Origin of the sequence: Acinetobacter baretiae (assembly GCF_015627105.1) — a bacterium.
GTDB classification, from domain to species: Bacteria; Pseudomonadota; Gammaproteobacteria; order Pseudomonadales; family Moraxellaceae; genus Acinetobacter; species Acinetobacter baretiae.
Genome location: NZ_VTDM01000005.1, coordinates 62,363 through 80,153 on the forward strand (window position 1 = coordinate 62,363; position 17,791 = coordinate 80,153).

11 protein-coding genes are annotated in these 17,791 nt (G+C 37.3%); 4 read left to right on the plus strand and 7 right to left on the minus strand.

Annotation, left to right across the window (positions count from 1 at the left end):
* Positions 1-33 precede the first annotated feature (33 nt).
* A complete protein-coding gene (locus I2F17_RS02580; protein WP_196421988.1) occupies positions 34-2,616 on the plus strand; it encodes a Lon protease family protein in 2,583 nt (860 codons plus the stop codon).
* Between the two features lie 39 nt (positions 2,617-2,655).
* On the opposite strand, the gene I2F17_RS02585 is transcribed toward I2F17_RS02580, so the two are convergent.
* From I2F17_RS02585 to I2F17_RS02600, 4 genes are all read right to left on the minus strand, one after another.
* On the minus strand, positions 2,656-3,492 hold the full coding sequence (locus I2F17_RS02585; RefSeq protein ID WP_211139022.1) for a tetratricopeptide repeat protein: 837 nt from the start codon (positions 3,490-3,492) through the stop codon (positions 2,656-2,658).
* A 183-nt stretch (positions 3,493-3,675) separates the two neighbouring features.
* Positions 3,676-4,557, minus strand: coding sequence for a DnaJ domain-containing protein (locus tag I2F17_RS02590; protein ID WP_211139023.1), 882 nt, complete (start codon positions 4,555-4,557; stop codon positions 3,676-3,678).
* 152 nt (positions 4,558-4,709) lie between these two features.
* A complete protein-coding gene (locus I2F17_RS02595) occupies positions 4,710-5,948 on the minus strand; it encodes a dihydroorotase (protein WP_211139024.1) in 1,239 nt (412 codons plus the stop codon).
* Between the two features lie 12 nt (positions 5,949-5,960).
* A complete protein-coding gene (locus I2F17_RS02600; RefSeq protein WP_196421984.1) occupies positions 5,961-6,980 on the minus strand; it encodes an aspartate carbamoyltransferase catalytic subunit in 1,020 nt (339 codons plus the stop codon).
* A 158-nt stretch (positions 6,981-7,138) separates the two neighbouring features.
* Here I2F17_RS02600 and rlmKL point away from each other — a divergent pair, with 158 nt between their 5' ends.
* The gene (gene rlmKL / locus I2F17_RS02605) at positions 7,139-9,343 is read left to right on the plus strand and encodes a bifunctional 23S rRNA (guanine(2069)-N(7))-methyltransferase RlmK/23S rRNA (guanine(2445)-N(2))-methyltransferase RlmL (protein WP_196421983.1); all 2,205 of its coding nucleotides are present in this window, start codon (positions 7,139-7,141) and stop codon (positions 9,341-9,343) included.
* Positions 9,344-9,398: 55 nt separating this feature from the next.
* On the opposite strand, the gene I2F17_RS02610 is transcribed toward rlmKL, so the two are convergent.
* The 3 genes from I2F17_RS02610 to clpB form a co-directional block, all read right to left on the minus strand.
* Positions 9,399-10,223 carry a hypothetical protein gene (locus tag I2F17_RS02610; protein WP_211139025.1) on the minus strand — a complete coding sequence of 275 codons (825 nt, stop codon included), beginning with the start codon at positions 10,221-10,223 and terminating at the stop codon, positions 9,399-9,401.
* 356 nt (positions 10,224-10,579) lie between these two features.
* Positions 10,580-10,891 (minus strand): hypothetical protein, encoded by a 312-nt coding sequence (locus I2F17_RS02615; protein ID WP_211139026.1) that lies wholly within the window; start codon positions 10,889-10,891, stop codon positions 10,580-10,582.
* Between the two features lie 845 nt (positions 10,892-11,736).
* Positions 11,737-14,316 (minus strand): ATP-dependent chaperone ClpB, encoded by a 2,580-nt coding sequence (gene clpB / locus I2F17_RS02620; RefSeq protein WP_211139027.1) that lies wholly within the window; start codon positions 14,314-14,316, stop codon positions 11,737-11,739.
* A gap of 291 nt (positions 14,317-14,607) precedes the next feature.
* Between clpB and I2F17_RS02625 the strand changes: the two genes are divergently transcribed.
* Together I2F17_RS02625 and I2F17_RS02630 are read left to right on the plus strand one after the other, a co-directional pair.
* On the plus strand, positions 14,608-16,851 hold the full coding sequence (locus I2F17_RS02625; protein WP_235985905.1) for a TonB-dependent receptor: 2,244 nt from the start codon (positions 14,608-14,610) through the stop codon (positions 16,849-16,851).
* A gap of 123 nt (positions 16,852-16,974) precedes the next feature.
* Positions 16,975-17,778, plus strand: a complete 804-nt coding sequence (locus I2F17_RS02630; protein WP_196421975.1) for a M23 family metallopeptidase — start codon at positions 16,975-16,977, stop codon at positions 17,776-17,778.
* Positions 17,779-17,791: the final 13 nt, after the last annotated feature.

Below are 17,791 nucleotides of genomic sequence, written 5' to 3' on the forward strand. Positions count from 1 at the left end.
TTGACATCACCACGACCTTATAGAATAAAGCAGATGAATTCAGTATTACCTTCAAACACCGCAACAAAAAAGACCACCTCTAAACCAACAATGACGTCTGCTTTTGACCAACCTAGTATTGAAAAAACACTGAAAAAAACAGCACTTAAACCAGAAAAACTTACACATGTCACTAAATTATCAGACATTCCTGCGTCCACACGGCGAATTAAACCGCTTAATAATTTTTTAGGTCAAGACAGAGCACGTGCCTCTGTAGAAGCGGGGATTTCATTACCATATTCAGGCTACAATATTTTTGCTGTAGGTACAGCAGGCCTAGGTAAACGCACAATGATTAAGCGCTTACTTTCACAACATGCCAAATCTATGCCTACACCAAATGATTGGGTTTATGTCAATAATTTTGAAAATGCACGTAAACCACTTGCATTACGTTTTCCAACAGCACAAGCGATTGCCTTTCAAACAAAATTACACGAAAACTGGCATGCAACCCTAAAACAGCTTGAACGACATTTTAGTGCTGAAAAATATCGTGATGCTGTTGAAAAAATACGTCAAAAAACCGGTCAAGAGCAACAAGATGCTTTAATTGAATTGACTCAAGAAGGTGAAACCATTGGTGTAAAACTGGTTTCTAAAAATGAAGAAAACTGTTTTGTGCCTGTACATCACAAAGATGGTCAAATTCAAGAAATGCTACAAAATGACATTGACCTACTGAGCAAAGAAGAACGATCTGAAATTGCAAAAAATGTACGTAGTATGAATAAAAAGCTCGAGCGTCTTGGCTTAGCACTCGGTGACATTGAAGATATTGCACGAGATCAGGTGACCGATCTTAATCGAGAAATTGCACAAAATGTGGTTATTCCTCGTATTGAAAAACTATTAAAATCATTTCAAGATGTTGAAGGATTACAAAATTATCTCGAACGTTATGCAGCAGATATTATTAACAATATTGAATCTGTGCTTGAACAAGCAGAAGACGATTTTATTCCTTCACAGTTTAGCCGTGTACCCTCTCGCTACCAAGCCAATGTGGTCGTCTGTAATGAAAAAGACCAAGGTGCACCTGTCATTTTTGAAGACTTTCCAACCCATTACAACTTACTTGGTCATGTCGAACAACTGACTCAAAATGGCACAATTACAACCGACTTCACCTTGATTCGTGCAGGAGCGCTGCATCGTGCAAATGGTGGTTTTTTAATTTTAGAGGCCGAACATTTACTTGAACAACCGTATGCATGGCAAGGACTTAAACGTGCACTGAAATCTGGACAGCTCAAATTATCATCGTTAGAACATATGCTGACGCTCACGGGCAGTATTTCCATTGAACCTGCATCAATTCCACTTGAGTTAAAAGTCGTGTTACTTGCAGAGCCTGAAGTCTATTATGAAATTTTAGAATTAGAACCTGAACTTGGCAGTGTATTTAAGATAAGAGCAGACTTTACCGATACGCTTGAACGCAATACCAGTAATGAACAAGCATATATGCAATTAATTGCTGATTATGTTCAAGTTGATAAACTCCTACCATTTGACCGATCAGCACTTGTTGCACTGTTAACCGATTCTAGCCGTCAAGCAGAAGATCAAAGTTCTTTGTCACTTCATGCCTCTACACTAGGTGATTTAATTCGTGAATCTCACCATCATGCTCTACAGGCAGGAGATAAAACAGTCACACAAAATCACATCAACACGGCATTACAACATCGTCAATATCGCTTAGGCTATTTGCGTGAATTATACTGGCAAGATTTATCGCGTGGTACACAACTGATTGAAACTCAAGGCCATCGTTTAGGACAAATCAATGCCTTATCTGTCATTCACTACGCAGATGTAGAATTTGGACTACCTTCTCGTTTAACAGCATCTGTTTACCAAGGTGGTGGAGATATTTTAGACATTGAACGAAGTGTAGAGCTAGGTGGTTCATTGCATGCCAAAGGTGTACTTCTCATGTCTAGCTTTTTAAAAGCCCATTTTGGTCGTGAGCAGATTTTACACTTTTCTGCTGCGCTTGCATTTGAGCAAAGCTATGGCCAAGTCGATGGTGACAGTGCAACCGTTGCAGAACTTTCCGCACTCATTTCAGCGATTAGTCAAATTCCTCTTGATCAGTCTTGGGCAATTACGGGTTCAATGAATCAATTGGGTCAAGTACAACCTATCGGGGGCGTAAATGCCAAAATCGAAGGGTTTTATGATGCTTGTAAATTGCAAGGTTTGACTGGCAAACAAGGTGTGATTATTCCGCGTCAAAATATGCAACATTTAATGTTACGCCAAGACGTAATTGATGCTGTCACCACAGGTCAATTTCACGTACATGCCATTGATACCATCGATCAAGCACTAGAGATATTAATGGCATGCCCTGTTGGTTCACTCGATAAAAAAGGCCAATATAGCAAAGGCTCTATTTATGCAGCAGTCATGGATCAATTAAACTATTGGCAATCTATTGAAGATGGCTCTATTGAAGAAGAGGAAAAACCAAAGAAAAAGAAAAAGAAAAGTAAATCGAGTAAAAAATCTGAGAGCGAAAGTAAAGACCCTCAACCTGAAGTGTCACTTCTGAAAAAGAAATAAAGAAAACTTTTCAAGACCTGCTTAAACGCAGGTCTTATTTTATTGTATTGGCATAGATGTATTTTTTAACATTTGCAAATAATCTTTGGCCTGTTCATTGCCTTGTTTTGCTGCTTTTTCGAACCATGCTATGGCTTGAGCATCATTTTTAGCCACGCCGATGCCATAATAATAAAAAACACCTAAATTTAACTGTGCCTGAGAAAACCCTTGCTCAGCCGCTTTTCTTACCCACATTACTGCCTGTCGATGGCTTTGCTTGACCCCTTTTCCATCCTTATACATTAGACCCAAAGCATGTTGTGCATAAGGATGCTTTTGCGCGGCAGCTTTTTTAAACCAATATACTGCTTTATCGTCATCAATATGACCATTAATTCCTGTTTGATACAGAAAACCCAAATTGTATCTTGCATTTTCATCTTTTTGGTATGCTGCCTTTTCAAACCAATATGCAGCTTTTACCTCATCTTTTTGTACACCCGACCCACCACAATACAACAGGGCTAAATTATATTGCGCACTGACATTTCCTTGACGTGCAGATTTCTCAAACAATGCCATCGCTTTTTCAACATCTACCGCTACGCTTCTACCATGAAGGTAAATCACACCAAGATTGTATTGTGCAGATGCACTGCCTTGGCTCACAGCCGCCTCATATAAAGAAATCGCTTTTTGAGTATCCTTCTCTACCCCCCGACCTAAGTCATAAAATACACCCAAATTATATTGGGCATGGGCATTGCCTTGTTTAACGGCCTTTTCAAACCACTCAACGGCTTTCAGATCTTCTCGATTTTCAGCATAAGTCACACCTGTGTCATTTTGCTGTTGTGCATTCAGTATTGGCTCAGACGTATTTTTTTTACCCAAACAAGAAAGTAAAAGACACATTACAAAAAAAAGAAAAATCACTCTTTTATTGATCTTAGTAAAATGATTATTTTTCAAAACTTCCCCAAATAAATATGTAATCGTTTCAAAGGTACGCTACTGATTTAAAACACCACAACCAAACCATCTACACGTCACATCAATATATACTTTCTAAATCAATTAACGCGAATACTCACCTTTTTCTAAATAGCGCACAATTAAATCCTTCGCTTGTTGTAGCTGAATAGACTTTTCAGTCAATTTCTCTTTTTCTTCTACTGTTGCAGTAGGGTGCTTATCTGGGTGACACCGCATCATTTGAATACGATATGCTTTTACCACTTCATCTTTTGTTGCATGTCGACTCACATTTAAATGTGCGTACGCCAATGCCAATACTTGATCAGGGCTTGGCGTTGAATGAGAATAATCACGAAAATCTTGTCGGTCACGATGTTTAAATAAATGAATGATTTTTTCATAATCGTTCGATTTTAAAAAAAGTCTTTTCGCTAAATTGGTGAGTGCCTGCTCCATACTACGCTCATTGAGCATGTTCAGATTAATCGCTTGTGCACACAACTTAAAAACATCTAACTTAGAATCATCCGACCATCGTTGTTGTAAAATCAAATCAACTTGTTCTGATACTTTATGGTTTTTTTGTTTTAATAAATCACGCAAATAGATTAAATCTTCTTCGCTTTTACAGTGTGACGTAAACATCGATTTTACGAAGTGAACTTTTTCAGATGTCCACTGTTGATCTTGATATTTCGCATAATAACTCACCAAGTGAATGATCGGGGTTAACCATTCAATGCTTACCTCAGTATGATGCGTATTTTGCTGATGTTGGGTATATTTCCACGTATCTGATGAGTTTTTTATTTTTGTTTTGCTTCGTTGGGAAACAAGTACACCTAAAATAAAACCAATCACACCACCAACAGGCCCACCAAGACATAAACCAATTGTGGTGAGTACAATAATTTTCCAAAATGAGAACAGTAACCCCAGAAAAAATATTGCGATAAAAATGATTATAATTGCCCACACCATTTTTACGCCCTCAAGTCATGATTGACTACATAAAATATCTTTGATTATATTCACTATTTTAACTTAAAACACATGCTTAAATACACCCTAAAATGTATCAATGACGGTAGATCTCACGGAAGTATAAACTTTCATGAAATCTACCCAAAACTTTAAATTCGATAAAATGTCTCTTGAACACAACCTGTTAAAGTTTGATTAAACAAAGGGGTATTTTTACCTTGCGATACCATATTTTTTGCATCAAGTTGCCATGTACGTGTTGGATTAACGAGAACCCAACCGAATTCTTGTTGCCAACGTGCTTCCATTTTGGCCACTTTGGCAGGGGAAAGCGTTACTTTTTCCACCCATTGCAATGGTGTCAGTACATTCTCTGCCACAAGCTGTACACCAAGTGCCACAAAACTATCAAACGCAGATATACCTGCTTCAGTTTCAGCAAATGGTGCCAATTTTGCAGAATGGCTTAATGGTTCATGATGAGTGCAAATGGCATCAATTACCCCAGATTTTACACCTTCACGGAGTTGTAATTGATCTGCATGGCTACGCAGTGGTGGTCTCACATGCGCCAACGTATTAAATCCATCAATGAGTTGATCAGTTAAATGTAACTGATGCATGGCAACATCGGCAGTAATTTGCAAGCCTTTTTCTTTTGCAGTACGAATCAGTTCAACTGACGCCCCACAAGACAGCAAACTAAAATGTGCTTTTACCCCCGTGGCCTCAATCATCAATAAATACTTTGCAATTGCCACAGTTTCTGCCAAAGGAGAAATCATGGGTAACCCCTGACGAGATGCCACAAAACTCTCATGCACACAACCATCTTTGGCAAGTTGAGCTTCTTCTGCATAAAATACAACGGTCATATCTACACCAGCGGCATACTCCAAAGTACGGAGTAAAACGTCATCATCTAAAAATGATGCATTGGCATTCGACACAAAGGCACAACCACCCTTTTTTAGTCCTGCCATATTTGCAGGTTGTTTGCCTTGTAAACCTTGAGTTTGTGCACCAATAATACTTAAATGAATTTTTCCATCGTGCCACGCTTTTTCAATTAAACCTTGTATGAGTGAACCATTATCTTGCACAATCGGTTTTGAATCTGGAGGCGTCACTACGTGCAAAATGCCTTGTTGACGAGCGGCATTTCCTTCAGATTTTAATGTACCATGTTGTTGTTGGCCGGGCTCTCTAAGTCGAGCACATAAATCGACCATGGTTGGCATTAACCAACAACCTTGACCATCAATCACTTGATCAGGCTGTGCTAGCGCACTCACTCTTTGACCCTGTTTTAAGTAGACTGTTTCAATGGTATCGGTCTGATGAACGGGGTCTAAAACACGTACATTTTCAATTTTAACACTGGTCATATGTCATTCCCCTTAAACAACTGATGTTGAATCAAGTAAGCCTTGTTCTTGTAATTGCCCATCCATCGATAATGCCAATACGGCCATACGTACTGCAATCCCATTGGTCACTTGATTTAAAATAACAGATTGCGAACCGTCAGCAATGCTAGACGTAATTTCCACCCCTCTGTTCATGGGTCCAGGATGCATAACAATACACTCAGGCTTCGCCAACGCCAGTCGTGCATCATTTAGGCCATACATTTTATGAAACTCAAGCTGTGAAGCCAATGCAGGTGACTCAATCCGTTCATTTTGAATACGTAGTGTAATGATGACATCGCAATCTTTGACACCTTCATCCATTTGATTAAATAAACGTACGCCCTCTCCATATTCAGAAAAACCATATGGTAATAGCGTGTTAGGTGCAATAACGCGAATGTCTTTACACCCTAACGTTTGTAACGCAGCCACATCTGAACGGGCAACACGCGAATGTTTAATGTCACCAATAATGGCAATACTCAGCGCATCAAAGGGTTTTTGAGTTTCACGGCGAATGGTCAACATATCTAGCATTGCTTGAGTTGGATGCGCATGCTGACCATCACCTGCATTAATAATGGCAACATTCGGACACACATCTTTTGCAATAAAGTGTGCCGCTCCAGACGATGAATGACGTACCACAAAAATATCAGCAGCCATGGCCTGTAAATTCCACAAAGTGTCTCTAAGCGTTTCACCTTTGGCAGTACTTGAGCGAGCAATGTCAATATTTAAAACATTGGCAGACAAACGTTTGGCTGCTGCCTCAAAAGTTGTTCTAGTTCTTGTTGAGTTTTCAAAAAAAAGGTTCATCACTGTACGCCCCTCTAGTAAAGGCGAAGTAATCAGTTGATTATTATCATTAATAAAGCTTTGAGCGGTATCTAGAATTTTGGTGAGTGTTTCTTTTGACAAACCTTCTATGGTCACGAAGTGTTTTAAGTTCCCATGCTCATTCAGTTGAATCTGACTTGGAGTATGCAATTTTGAAAAATGCATCAATAATTCCTTTGTCCTGCGCTAAGTTGACATATTGTATCGGAAAATAAGAATAATTCGCAGTCATCACAGTGCAAAAAAGCTATAAATAACACAAGCCAAAGCGGGGTAAAATACGGTAAAATCCCTCTTTGCTTGTTTTTGTTTTGGAAGTTTGCATGAATTCACCGCAACGTTTATCTACTTATTGGGTTACCTGTGCCGATGGGCTTGAACCACTACTCGAAGAAGAAATTTCTCATTTGGGTGCAACCAACGTAGAACGTAAAGCTGGTCGCTTAATTTTCAAAGGCACACTTGAAACAGCTTACCGTATTTGTATGTGGTCTCGCTTAGCATCACGAGTGGTCATGCCAATTTATGAACATGAAATTGAACAAAACCACGATGTACGAGATGTTGCAGAAGAGCTTTTTGAAGGGGCTGTCAATTTTGACTGGTCATTAATTTTTGCCCCACAAAGTACCTTTGCTATTCGCTTACACGTAGAACGTGACGTTAAAGTCAATAGTCAATTTGCGACTTTGCGTGTGAAAGATGGCGTGGTAGACAGTTTCATGGACACTGTCGGCCGTCGCCCAAGTATTGATATTAAACAACCTGAAATTACACTATATGTATTGGCAGGGAAAGCGTCACATATTTATTGCTTAGATTTATCGGGTGATTCATTGCACAAACGTGGTTATCGCCACTATATGACCGATGCCCCGATTAAAGAAAATCTTGCAGCAGCCATTTTACATAAAGCTCAATTGCTTGAGCGTAAGCCAACTGTTGTACTCGATCCAATGTGTGGCTCAGGAACATTTATTATTGAATCTTTAATGATCTTAACCGACCGAGCACCGGGACTGGTTCGTCGTTTTGGATTTAATGGTTGGCACGGCCATGACCACGACCTTTGGATGAGCATTAAAACCGAAGCAACCGAACGTCATGCTCACGCACTGCAACAACCTCTGCCACGTTTTTATGCTTTTGATGCCGATTGGGATGCTATTAAAGCCACTAAAAACAATATTATTGCCGCAGGCTTTGAGTCTATACTTCATCAAATTCAAGTGGAAGAACGCACACTTGCAGACTGGCCTGACTTTCATTTAACCGCACAAGATCATGCCTTTATTGTGACCAACCCACCTTATGGTGAACGCCTTGGCGATAAAGCTTCTAACCGTGCTGTATATTTAGGCATCTCTGCGTTATTACAAAAAAGTTTTCCAGATCAATCGGCCGCAGTCATTGCAGCACAAATCGAACAAGCAGATGTTTTAGCATTTAGTGATACACAAACATTGCGTTTAATGAATGGTAAATTGCCAATTTATGTACGTTTTGGATGCATAAAAGCACCGACAAATAACGTCCCATTTTTAGCACAATGGCAAAACCATCCTGTAGAAATTGAAGAAGCACAAGACTTTGCGAATCGCCTACAAAAAAATATGGCAAGCTTAAAAAAATGGGCAGTTAAAGACAATATCTATTGCTTACGCTTATACGATGCAGACTTACCTGATTTTAATGTTGCTGTAGACTTATATGGCGACCGTTTGCATGTGCAAGAATACGCACCACCCAAAACCATTGACCCAGAAAAAGCCAAAAAACGCTTCAACTTAGCTTTGGCCGCAATTCGTGCAGTAACGGGCTTAGGCCGTGAAGCCATCTTCATCAAAACTCGTGCACGCCAATCTGGAAAAACACAGTATGAAAAACAAAGTACTGTGTCAAAACGCTTTGTCGTCAAAGAAGGCAAAGCCAATATTTTAGTCAATTTAACTGACTATTTAGATACAGGTTTATTTTTGGATCATCGACCAATACGCTTACGTATTGCAAACGAAGTCAAAGGAAAACATTTTCTTAACCTCTATAGCTATACATCAACTGCAAGCTTACATGCTGCTTTAGGTGGTGCCGCAAGCACAACGAGTGTCGATTTATCCAATACTTACCTCAACTGGTCAAAAGAAAATTTTGTGCTTAATGGTTTAACTGTAGATCATGCAGATGAACAACACATGTTCTTTGCAGCAGATTGTTTTGAGTGGCTCAAAGAAGGTCATGAACAATATGACATGATTTTTATTGACCCACCTACATTTTCTAACTCGAAAAAATTCTATGGTACGTTTGATATACAGCGAGATCATCTTTCACTATTAAAACGAGCAATGAATCGTTTAAGTTCTGATGGTACTTTGTATTTTTCAAACAACTACCGTGGTTTTGAAATGAGTGAAGAAATTGAAGCCATGTTTGATGTAGAAGATATTACCCAAGATACGATTGGACTTGATTTTAAACGAAATCAGAAAATTCATCGTGCATGGAAAATTAGACATTTTTCTGTCTAAAAATATAAAGTCGTGTCGCTTATCATGCCAATCAGCAAGTGCTCGATTGGCATTGTTATAATGGTCTTTCTTTTACAGTAAAAGATTGAATGAGTTTTTCTGAATCTTGTATAAGTTGTTGCCAATGCGGTAATAGTCCAGCTTGAAAATCAAGCTGTAATGAAGTCATATTAGAACCATCTGGCAAGTCGTTAATTTTTAAATTACAACTCGTACGCCCCATTTTAAAATACAAACAACTAATCACCAAAGTGACTTTTTTATCGGCTGTTTCTTGCCAATACACTTTAGTTTGATGTCCTTCTCCTTCAATAACATCTATTTGGTATAGCCCCAACTCTGAATTAAATCGTTTTTTCTGTTTAAATTCTTGTTCAGACATTTCTTTCGCAGAACCTCTAATATTTTTTTGTAGCGTTGACCTTAGTTCATATGTCATATCTTGCATTTCAAATCTTTTTTTTATATCATTTTTATTAGGACCACTCATTACCCATTGTTTCAATGATATATCAAGATCATCAGGTTTTTCCAAATAATTAAAACTGCCTGTCGGTGACATTGCAGGCCACGATACTATAAAATCTGCACTGCTAATGGGGTCATTACATCCTTTCGCTTCATGTGCCTTGGTGCTATTTCCTCCCCAGTAATCTACCCCTTGATATTCAACTTTAGATAAAAATAAATATCTACGATCAATACGCATCTGCTGATGACCAAACATGCCGCATTCATACGGCTTTTCACGTATGCTTGGACTTGAAGAGCGAGTCATGCCACATATAGAACTGATCAGTAAAAATAAGAAAATAAACCCAATAAAACATACAAAGCACCAAACCAATACTTTTAATACATCTGTAAATATCTTTTTCATAATTACTTTTATGCTCTAGCTGTGAAAGTACATATTTTTGAGAAAAAATAATTTAGTACCTAATTTATAAAGATTTAAACTTAAAGGCTTTATAGGTGATGAATGACAAATGGAACCCTATTTAATATTTTAATTTAAGATTAACTACTTACATGCATTAACAATATAAAATAACTCCACAGCATTTCTTTTTTATGATTTAAACTTATTTTTAGCAAAAGTTTTTTTATTTTTCACACAAAATGGTCGTGAAAAAATAATATATTTTAATAGATTAAATAAAATTGGCATTAGAGTTTAACCTAGTTATTAGTTGATGTAACAGAACAGTATCTGTGACATCAACTCCCATTAAATTATGCTTTAATCCAAATCGTCACAATCATAAGTATTGAAAAAATTATCGTTAATATTGTACCAAGTATTACTTGCTTACCCAATATTTCAATATTTTCTTCATACTTATTTTTAAGATATTTTAGATAATGTGTTGACATCAAAAAGTAAAAAGCACCAACCCACATCCAAGCACCATTATCTTTTATATTAGCTCTGTTAAAACCTAGGGCTCTAAAATCCAAAAAGACTAAATAAACAATTAAAATGATTATAAAAAACCCTAGATAACGTATTAAATTAACTCTACGAGTCAATGTTTTTTTATCCATAAAACCACCTAAATACTAAAAATAAATTACTGTAAAAAACCGAAGTAAATCTATCCTTTTAATGGCTATAATTTTGATTAAAGTACATTTCTTTGTATCTTCCATTTTCATTTGACTGACATCAAAATCTTCCTGTCACTTACGCTACAGAAATAACCCTATGCTGCATACATAAGGACAATATCTATTAAAAAATTTCAATAATGACAATTCCATATATCACCTAAAAACCCCAATTAATTCACTAAAAAAGTTAAAAACGTAACATATTATACTTTAATTACAAATGTAAAAGCTGAAAAAAACAACCATTAAGATGGTGCTAAATATCAATTTTTTATCTCATATTTCCTTTTAAGATATTTTTAAATAATCTGTTAATCTCACAATAGAAAAATTCGAACCATAGCCAAACACTACTCATGTTTAGAGTACAACGTCATTCATACTAAATCAAAAATCAAAAATCAAAAATCAAAAATCAAAAATCAAAAATCAAAAATCAAAAATCAAAAATCAAAAATCAAAAATCAAAAATCAAAAATCAAAAATCAAAAATCAAAAATCAAAAATCAAAAATCAAAAATCAAAAATCAAAAATCAAAAATCAAAAATCAAAAATCAAAAATCAAAAATCAAAAATCAAAAAAAGCATCGCATTCACTCTACTTCATTTCAATTTTTATAGATCAAGACAATATTCTAAAAATACAACTGATTTTAAAGTAAAAAATAACGCCATAATTTTATAGATGTTTTATAAAATTATGGCGTTATTTAATGATAAAAAACAGTCATTACATGGTAATGACTGTTTGCAATATAAATTCCTGTAAAGGATTCGTTTAGTTGAGTTTCACCTTATCAAATACCAATTGTTCATGTTCACCACGTACTATAATTTGATCACCTGCTTGAAAATCTGCCGACAATATTTTCTGTGCAAGCGTATTTTCAATATGTTGTTGAATCGCTCTTTTTAAAGGTCGTGCGCCATATGTTGGATCAAAACCTACATCAATTAAAATATCAAAGGCACTCTCTTCTACAGTTAAACCTATATCACGCTCTTGTAAACGTTGACGTAAACGATTCAACTGAATATCAGCTATGCCACGAATTTGTGATTTCTTCAACGCATGAAATACCACCAATTCATCAATACGGTTAACAAACTCTGGTCGAAAATGCTGATGAACCGCAGCCATCACCACTGTACGAACTTCATCATTTGATGGATTTTCACCTAATTCATGCACATCTTGTGAACCCAAATTAGAGGTCATTACAATAACCGTATTTTTAAAATCAATAGTACGACCTTGCGAATCTGTTAAACGGCCGTCATCGAGTACTTGCAATAAAATATTAAAAACATCTGGATGTGCTTTTTCAATTTCATCGAATAACACCACACTATATGGTTTACGGCGTACAGCTTCTGTGAGCACACCACCTTCTTCATAACCAACATAACCCGGAGGAGCACCCACTAAACGACTCACCGAGTGTTTTTCCATAAACTCACTCATATCTATACGAATCATGGCATCGTCATCGTCAAACAGAAAGTTCGCTAAGGCTTTGGTCAATTCTGTTTTTCCTACACCCGTCGGCCCTAAAAATAAAAATGAACCACTCGGACGATTAGGGTCAGACAATCCAGCTCTTGAACGACGAACTGCATTAGATACTGCAATGACTGCTTCATCTTGACCGACTACACGTTGGTGTAAAAAGTGCTCCATGGCCAATAATTTTTCTCGCTCACCTTGCAGCATTTTTGTGACAGGAATACCTGTTGCAGCACTAACAACTTCAGCAATTTCGTTTTCAGTCACTTTAGTACGAATTAATTGAAGAGATTCATTTTCCTCAACCACATCATCTTGCTCAAGTTGTTTTTCAAGCTCAGGAATTATTCCGTACTGTAGTCGACCTGCTTCTGCAAGATCACCTTCACGTTGGGCTCTTTCAAGTGCAATACGTGCTTGGTCAAGCTTAACTTGGGCTTGTTTTGTGCCTTCAACTAAAATTTTCTCTTTACGCCAAATTTCTTCTAAGCTGTCATACTCTTTTTGCAGTGTGTGAATTTGCTCATCTAAATGTGAAATTTCTGCTTTACTGCCTGAATCTTCATCTTTTTTGACTGCTTCTAACTGCATTTTGAGTTGAATAATCCGACGATCTAAACGGTCAAGAGACTCAGGTTTTGAATCAATTTCCATTTTAATCCGAGATGCAGCTTCATCAATCAGATCTATCGCTTTATCTGGAAGTTGCCGATCGGTGATATAACGTTGTGACATTTTTGCAGCAGCAATAATGGCTGTATCTAAAATTTTAACCCCATGATGTACTTCATAGCGTTCTTTCAAACCACGTAAAATCGCTATAGTGTCTTCAACACTTGGCTGATCAACCAATACCTTTTGAAAGCGACGTTCTAATGCTGCATCTTTTTCAATAAATTGACGATACTCATCTAAAGTTGTAGCACCCACACAGCGCAATTCACCTCGTGCCAATGCAGGTTTGAGCATATTACCCGCATCCATTGCACCATCTGTTTTCCCTGCACCCACCAATGTATGCAGCTCATCTATAAATAAAATGACTTGACCGTCTTGTTTTGCAAGATCTTTAAGTAAAGCTTTCAAACGTTCTTCAAATTCTCCACGATACTTTGCACCTGCAAGCAACGCACCAAGATCTAAAGACAATACTCTTTTTCCTTTCAAGCTCTCAGGTACTTCACCATTCACAATGCGTTGAGCCAACCCTTCTACAATGGCCGTTTTACCCACACCAGGCTCACCAATCAACACAGGATTATTTTTGATACGGCGTGACAAAACTTGTACTGTACGACGAATTTCTTCATCACGACCAATCACAGGGTCAAGCTTTCCAATCAATGCACGTGCTGTTAAATCTATCGTATATTTTCCAAGCGAGTCTCTTTGTTCTTCGTAGTTATTGCTGGTCACTTTCTCACCACCTCTTGTCTTTTCAATCATTTGACGCAGTTGTGTTGCATCTACACCAACCTGCTTCAATATTTTTTGACTTGTACCAGATTCAGCCAAGGCCAACAGCACCCAATCTGTTGATAAAAATGCATCACCTGTTTTTTGTGCATAGCGATCTGCTAAATTGAGTACCTTTACTGCATCGGCACTGAGTCCCACTTCACCTGTAGGCGTCGAAATTGTAGGAGCATCTTGAAGTGCCTGTGCCACATCTATTTTTAACCTAGGTAACTGTGCGCCTGCTTGTTGCAATACACTTAAGTTGGCACTATCTTCTAGTAAAACCGATAAAATATGTATCGTGTCTATATTGGTATGGTCTTTACCTACAGCAAGAGATTGTGCGCTAGAGAGTGCACTGGTTAAACCTGTTGTAAATTTATCAAACTGCATGACGTATTCCTCAAAATTATTATCTATGGCTATATATATTTGGTCTACACTAAAAATTTCAACAAAAATCTTTTTATTTTCATTAAGTTATAAAATATTAATTCGGATAAATTTCTATATTATATGTGAGTCTATTTGATTATTTTTCAAGTATAAATCGATAAATATTTTACATGATTAAATTTATCTTAAAAAAAAATATGAAAAATGTAGAAAATATGAATATAATCGCCACAAATTTAAACATTAAATGATAATACTTTACATTATCTTTAACAATTGGTGATTACATTGTATACACGCTCGCTCCCTGTCTTTAAAATCAGTTTACTGGCTTTACTTATTACCCAAATTAATCAAGTATCTGCACAAGAGATAGATTCCTCAACAACTGCAACACTAGATACGATTAAAATTGAGGCTATGAGCGAGTTAGATCCAATTAAAAGCTATGTTGATTATAAAGAGGCAAACGTAACCCGTAACGGCTTAACAAAAAAAGATATTCCTCAAACTGTAGACACGATTGATGTACAAAAATATAAAGTATATGGCTCTAATGATTTAAGCGTCATGCTACAAGGTACACCTGGGGTGTCAACAAGTTACGATATGCGTGGTGACGGTATTACCATTCGTGGTTTTAATGCAGATACTGGCGATATTTACCGTGATGGTATTCGCGAAGGTGGACAAGTTCGTCGGAGTACTTCTAGCGTAGAGCGTATTGAAATTTTAAAAGGCCCAGCTTCGGTATTGTACGGTCGTAGTGCAGGTGGCGGTGTGGTAAACATGGTCAGTAAATATGCCAATTTCGATTCAAAAAGTACCATTGGCGTTTATGCAGGTTCTTGGAGTAATTTAGGTACAGTCATTGATCTTAATCATGTGATTAATGACCAATGGGCTGTACGATTAAACAGCGAATATGGTGAAGCAGACAGTTTTCGCAGAGGGATAAACAGCCGTCAAGTGATGGCTTCTCCAAGTGTGACCTATCGTAATGATGATCAAACCCTCACATGGACAACCCAATATACTTACGATAATTTACATCGTATTCCAGATCGTGGCCCTTATGCATATAATTTACCTAAAGGCACATCCATCAAACAAAGCTATGCTCAAGACGGTGACTTTGTTGAAGATACACTGCAAGTGGCTCGAACTGATTTAAAATATGAATATGCACCCAATTGGAATTTTCATTGGGCTCTTAGTTACAGAGTTGCTGAACAAAATTTTGATCATTTTTATTTAGGTGCGCTATGCACAAGCAACACCACGGTCAGTAATGGGGAAAGTGACCAAAGATATTTAGCCAATGGTAGAAATAATTCTGCGTATGTTGCTCCTGAAAAACGTCGATGCAACAACAATGTCGGAAAAGTATCTCAAATCTACTATTGGCAAAAAGCAAAAAATACAACCACCAGCAACACATTCGATATTACTGGCGTATTTAACACAGGTGACATTAAACATAATGTGATGTTTGGTGCTGATTGGACTTATGAACAACGTGAACCATTGCTGGCAAATACCAATCAAAATAATTCTTTAATTTACGGCTTCGTAAATCCCTTAACAGGAGAAAAATCAAATTCTCGTGGTAGTGGCAATCTAAAACTCAACACACATAACTATAATCAAGCCACAGGTTTGGGCATTTTTTTACAAGATTTGATCAGTTTCAACGAACAATTTAAATTAATGCTTGGCGGACGTTATGACACCTACGAATCATCTACAAGCAATAAGTTGCTTGCTAAAAACAATTTAAATTACAAGCGAACTGTAAATAATGAAAGTTTTAGTCCAAACGTTGGCTTAATTTACCAACCCAACGAGCATCACAGCATCTATGCATCATACAGTAAAAGCTTTTCACCGTTTGGTGGTTCAGCAGGTGTTAATGCGGTCAGTGCAAGTCAAGATTTAGCATTGTTCAATGCAGAACCACAGTACAATATCCAATATGAAGTTGGCGTAAAAAGTGACTGGCTCAACAATCGCTTAAATACTCAATTGTCAGTTTATGATATTCGTAAAAATAATATTCGTTATCGCCCAGATCCAACCAACAAACCTGATCTTTGGGCAGTTGCAGGACGACATGAGTCAAAAGGCGTGGAATTGAGCTTTATTGGTCGATTAATTGATAATGTCTTTGTTCGTGGGGGTTATGGTTATACTGATGCCAAAGTAACAGCAGACAGTCAAACACCTAGTAATGTCAATAAACGCCTTGCTCTCACATCTAAAAATACCGGGAATTTATTTTTCCGTTATTTACCAAGCGAAAGTGTATATCTTGAAACAGGCGTTACCTATGTTGGTTCATTTTATAACAATCTCAATAACGACTATAAAGTTAAAGGATTTAGTCGTTTAGATGCTGCTGTTGGCTATAGCCAAGCACCTTGGAATGTAACTGTAGCTGTAGGTAATGTCACCAATAAAAAATATTGGCGCTCTGCCGATTTACCAGGTACACCACGTAGTGTACTCATGCGTGTCAATTATCAGTTTTAAGCCCTAAGCTCACATAAAAGCCCTACTCAATGAAAGTATGGCTTTTATGTTGTAAAAAGCGTACATCAAATTGCCCTGACTCTAGATATAATAAACACTTATTTTTTGTGATTTTGTCTGTCTATGTGTTATAAAAAATCAATCTCTTTACTGTTGTTAGTTTGCTGTTCAAGCTCAAGCTTTGCATTTCTACCTCAAACCTCTCTTAGAGCAGGTGGCATTGCAGTCTTACCTATTTCAGAGCAAACTCAGCACGTCAGCTATCAAAATAAACCTATATTACTCACACACGAAGCACAACAAAAATATGCCATTGTTGGCATTCCATTGTCTACTCCTGTAGGAAAAATAGCGATTCAAACCGATCAGGGCTCAATAGACTTAGATATTCAACCCTATGCCTATGCAGAGCAACATATTCAACTAAAAGAACAACGCTATGTAGAACCATCAGCAACCGAACTGGCACGTTACAAAACCGAAGCTGCTGCACAAAATGCAATCTATCAATCATTTACCCCCGCCCAATCTACCACTTTCCCTCAATTCATCGCTCCCACTCAGGGTAAATTTAGCAACTCCTTTGGTCGTAAACGATTTTTTAATCAAGAAGCACGCGCACCTCATTCAGGTTTAGACATTCCTGCCCCGATTGGACAACAAGTCATTGCTCCAGCAGCAGGCACAGTGGTTGGCATAGGTGATTATTTTTTTAATGGTAAAACGATTTTAATTGATCACGGACAAGGCCTAATTAGTATGTTTTGTCACCTTAGTCACATTGATGTCACTGTAGGTCAACAATTGTTACAAGGCGAAAAAATTGGCTTGGTTGGAAAAACAGGACGGGTTACAGGCCCACATTTACATTGGGGTATGAGCCTAAACGATGCACGTGTAGACCCACAATTATTTTTAGCTAAATAAAGCAAGCTTGAGC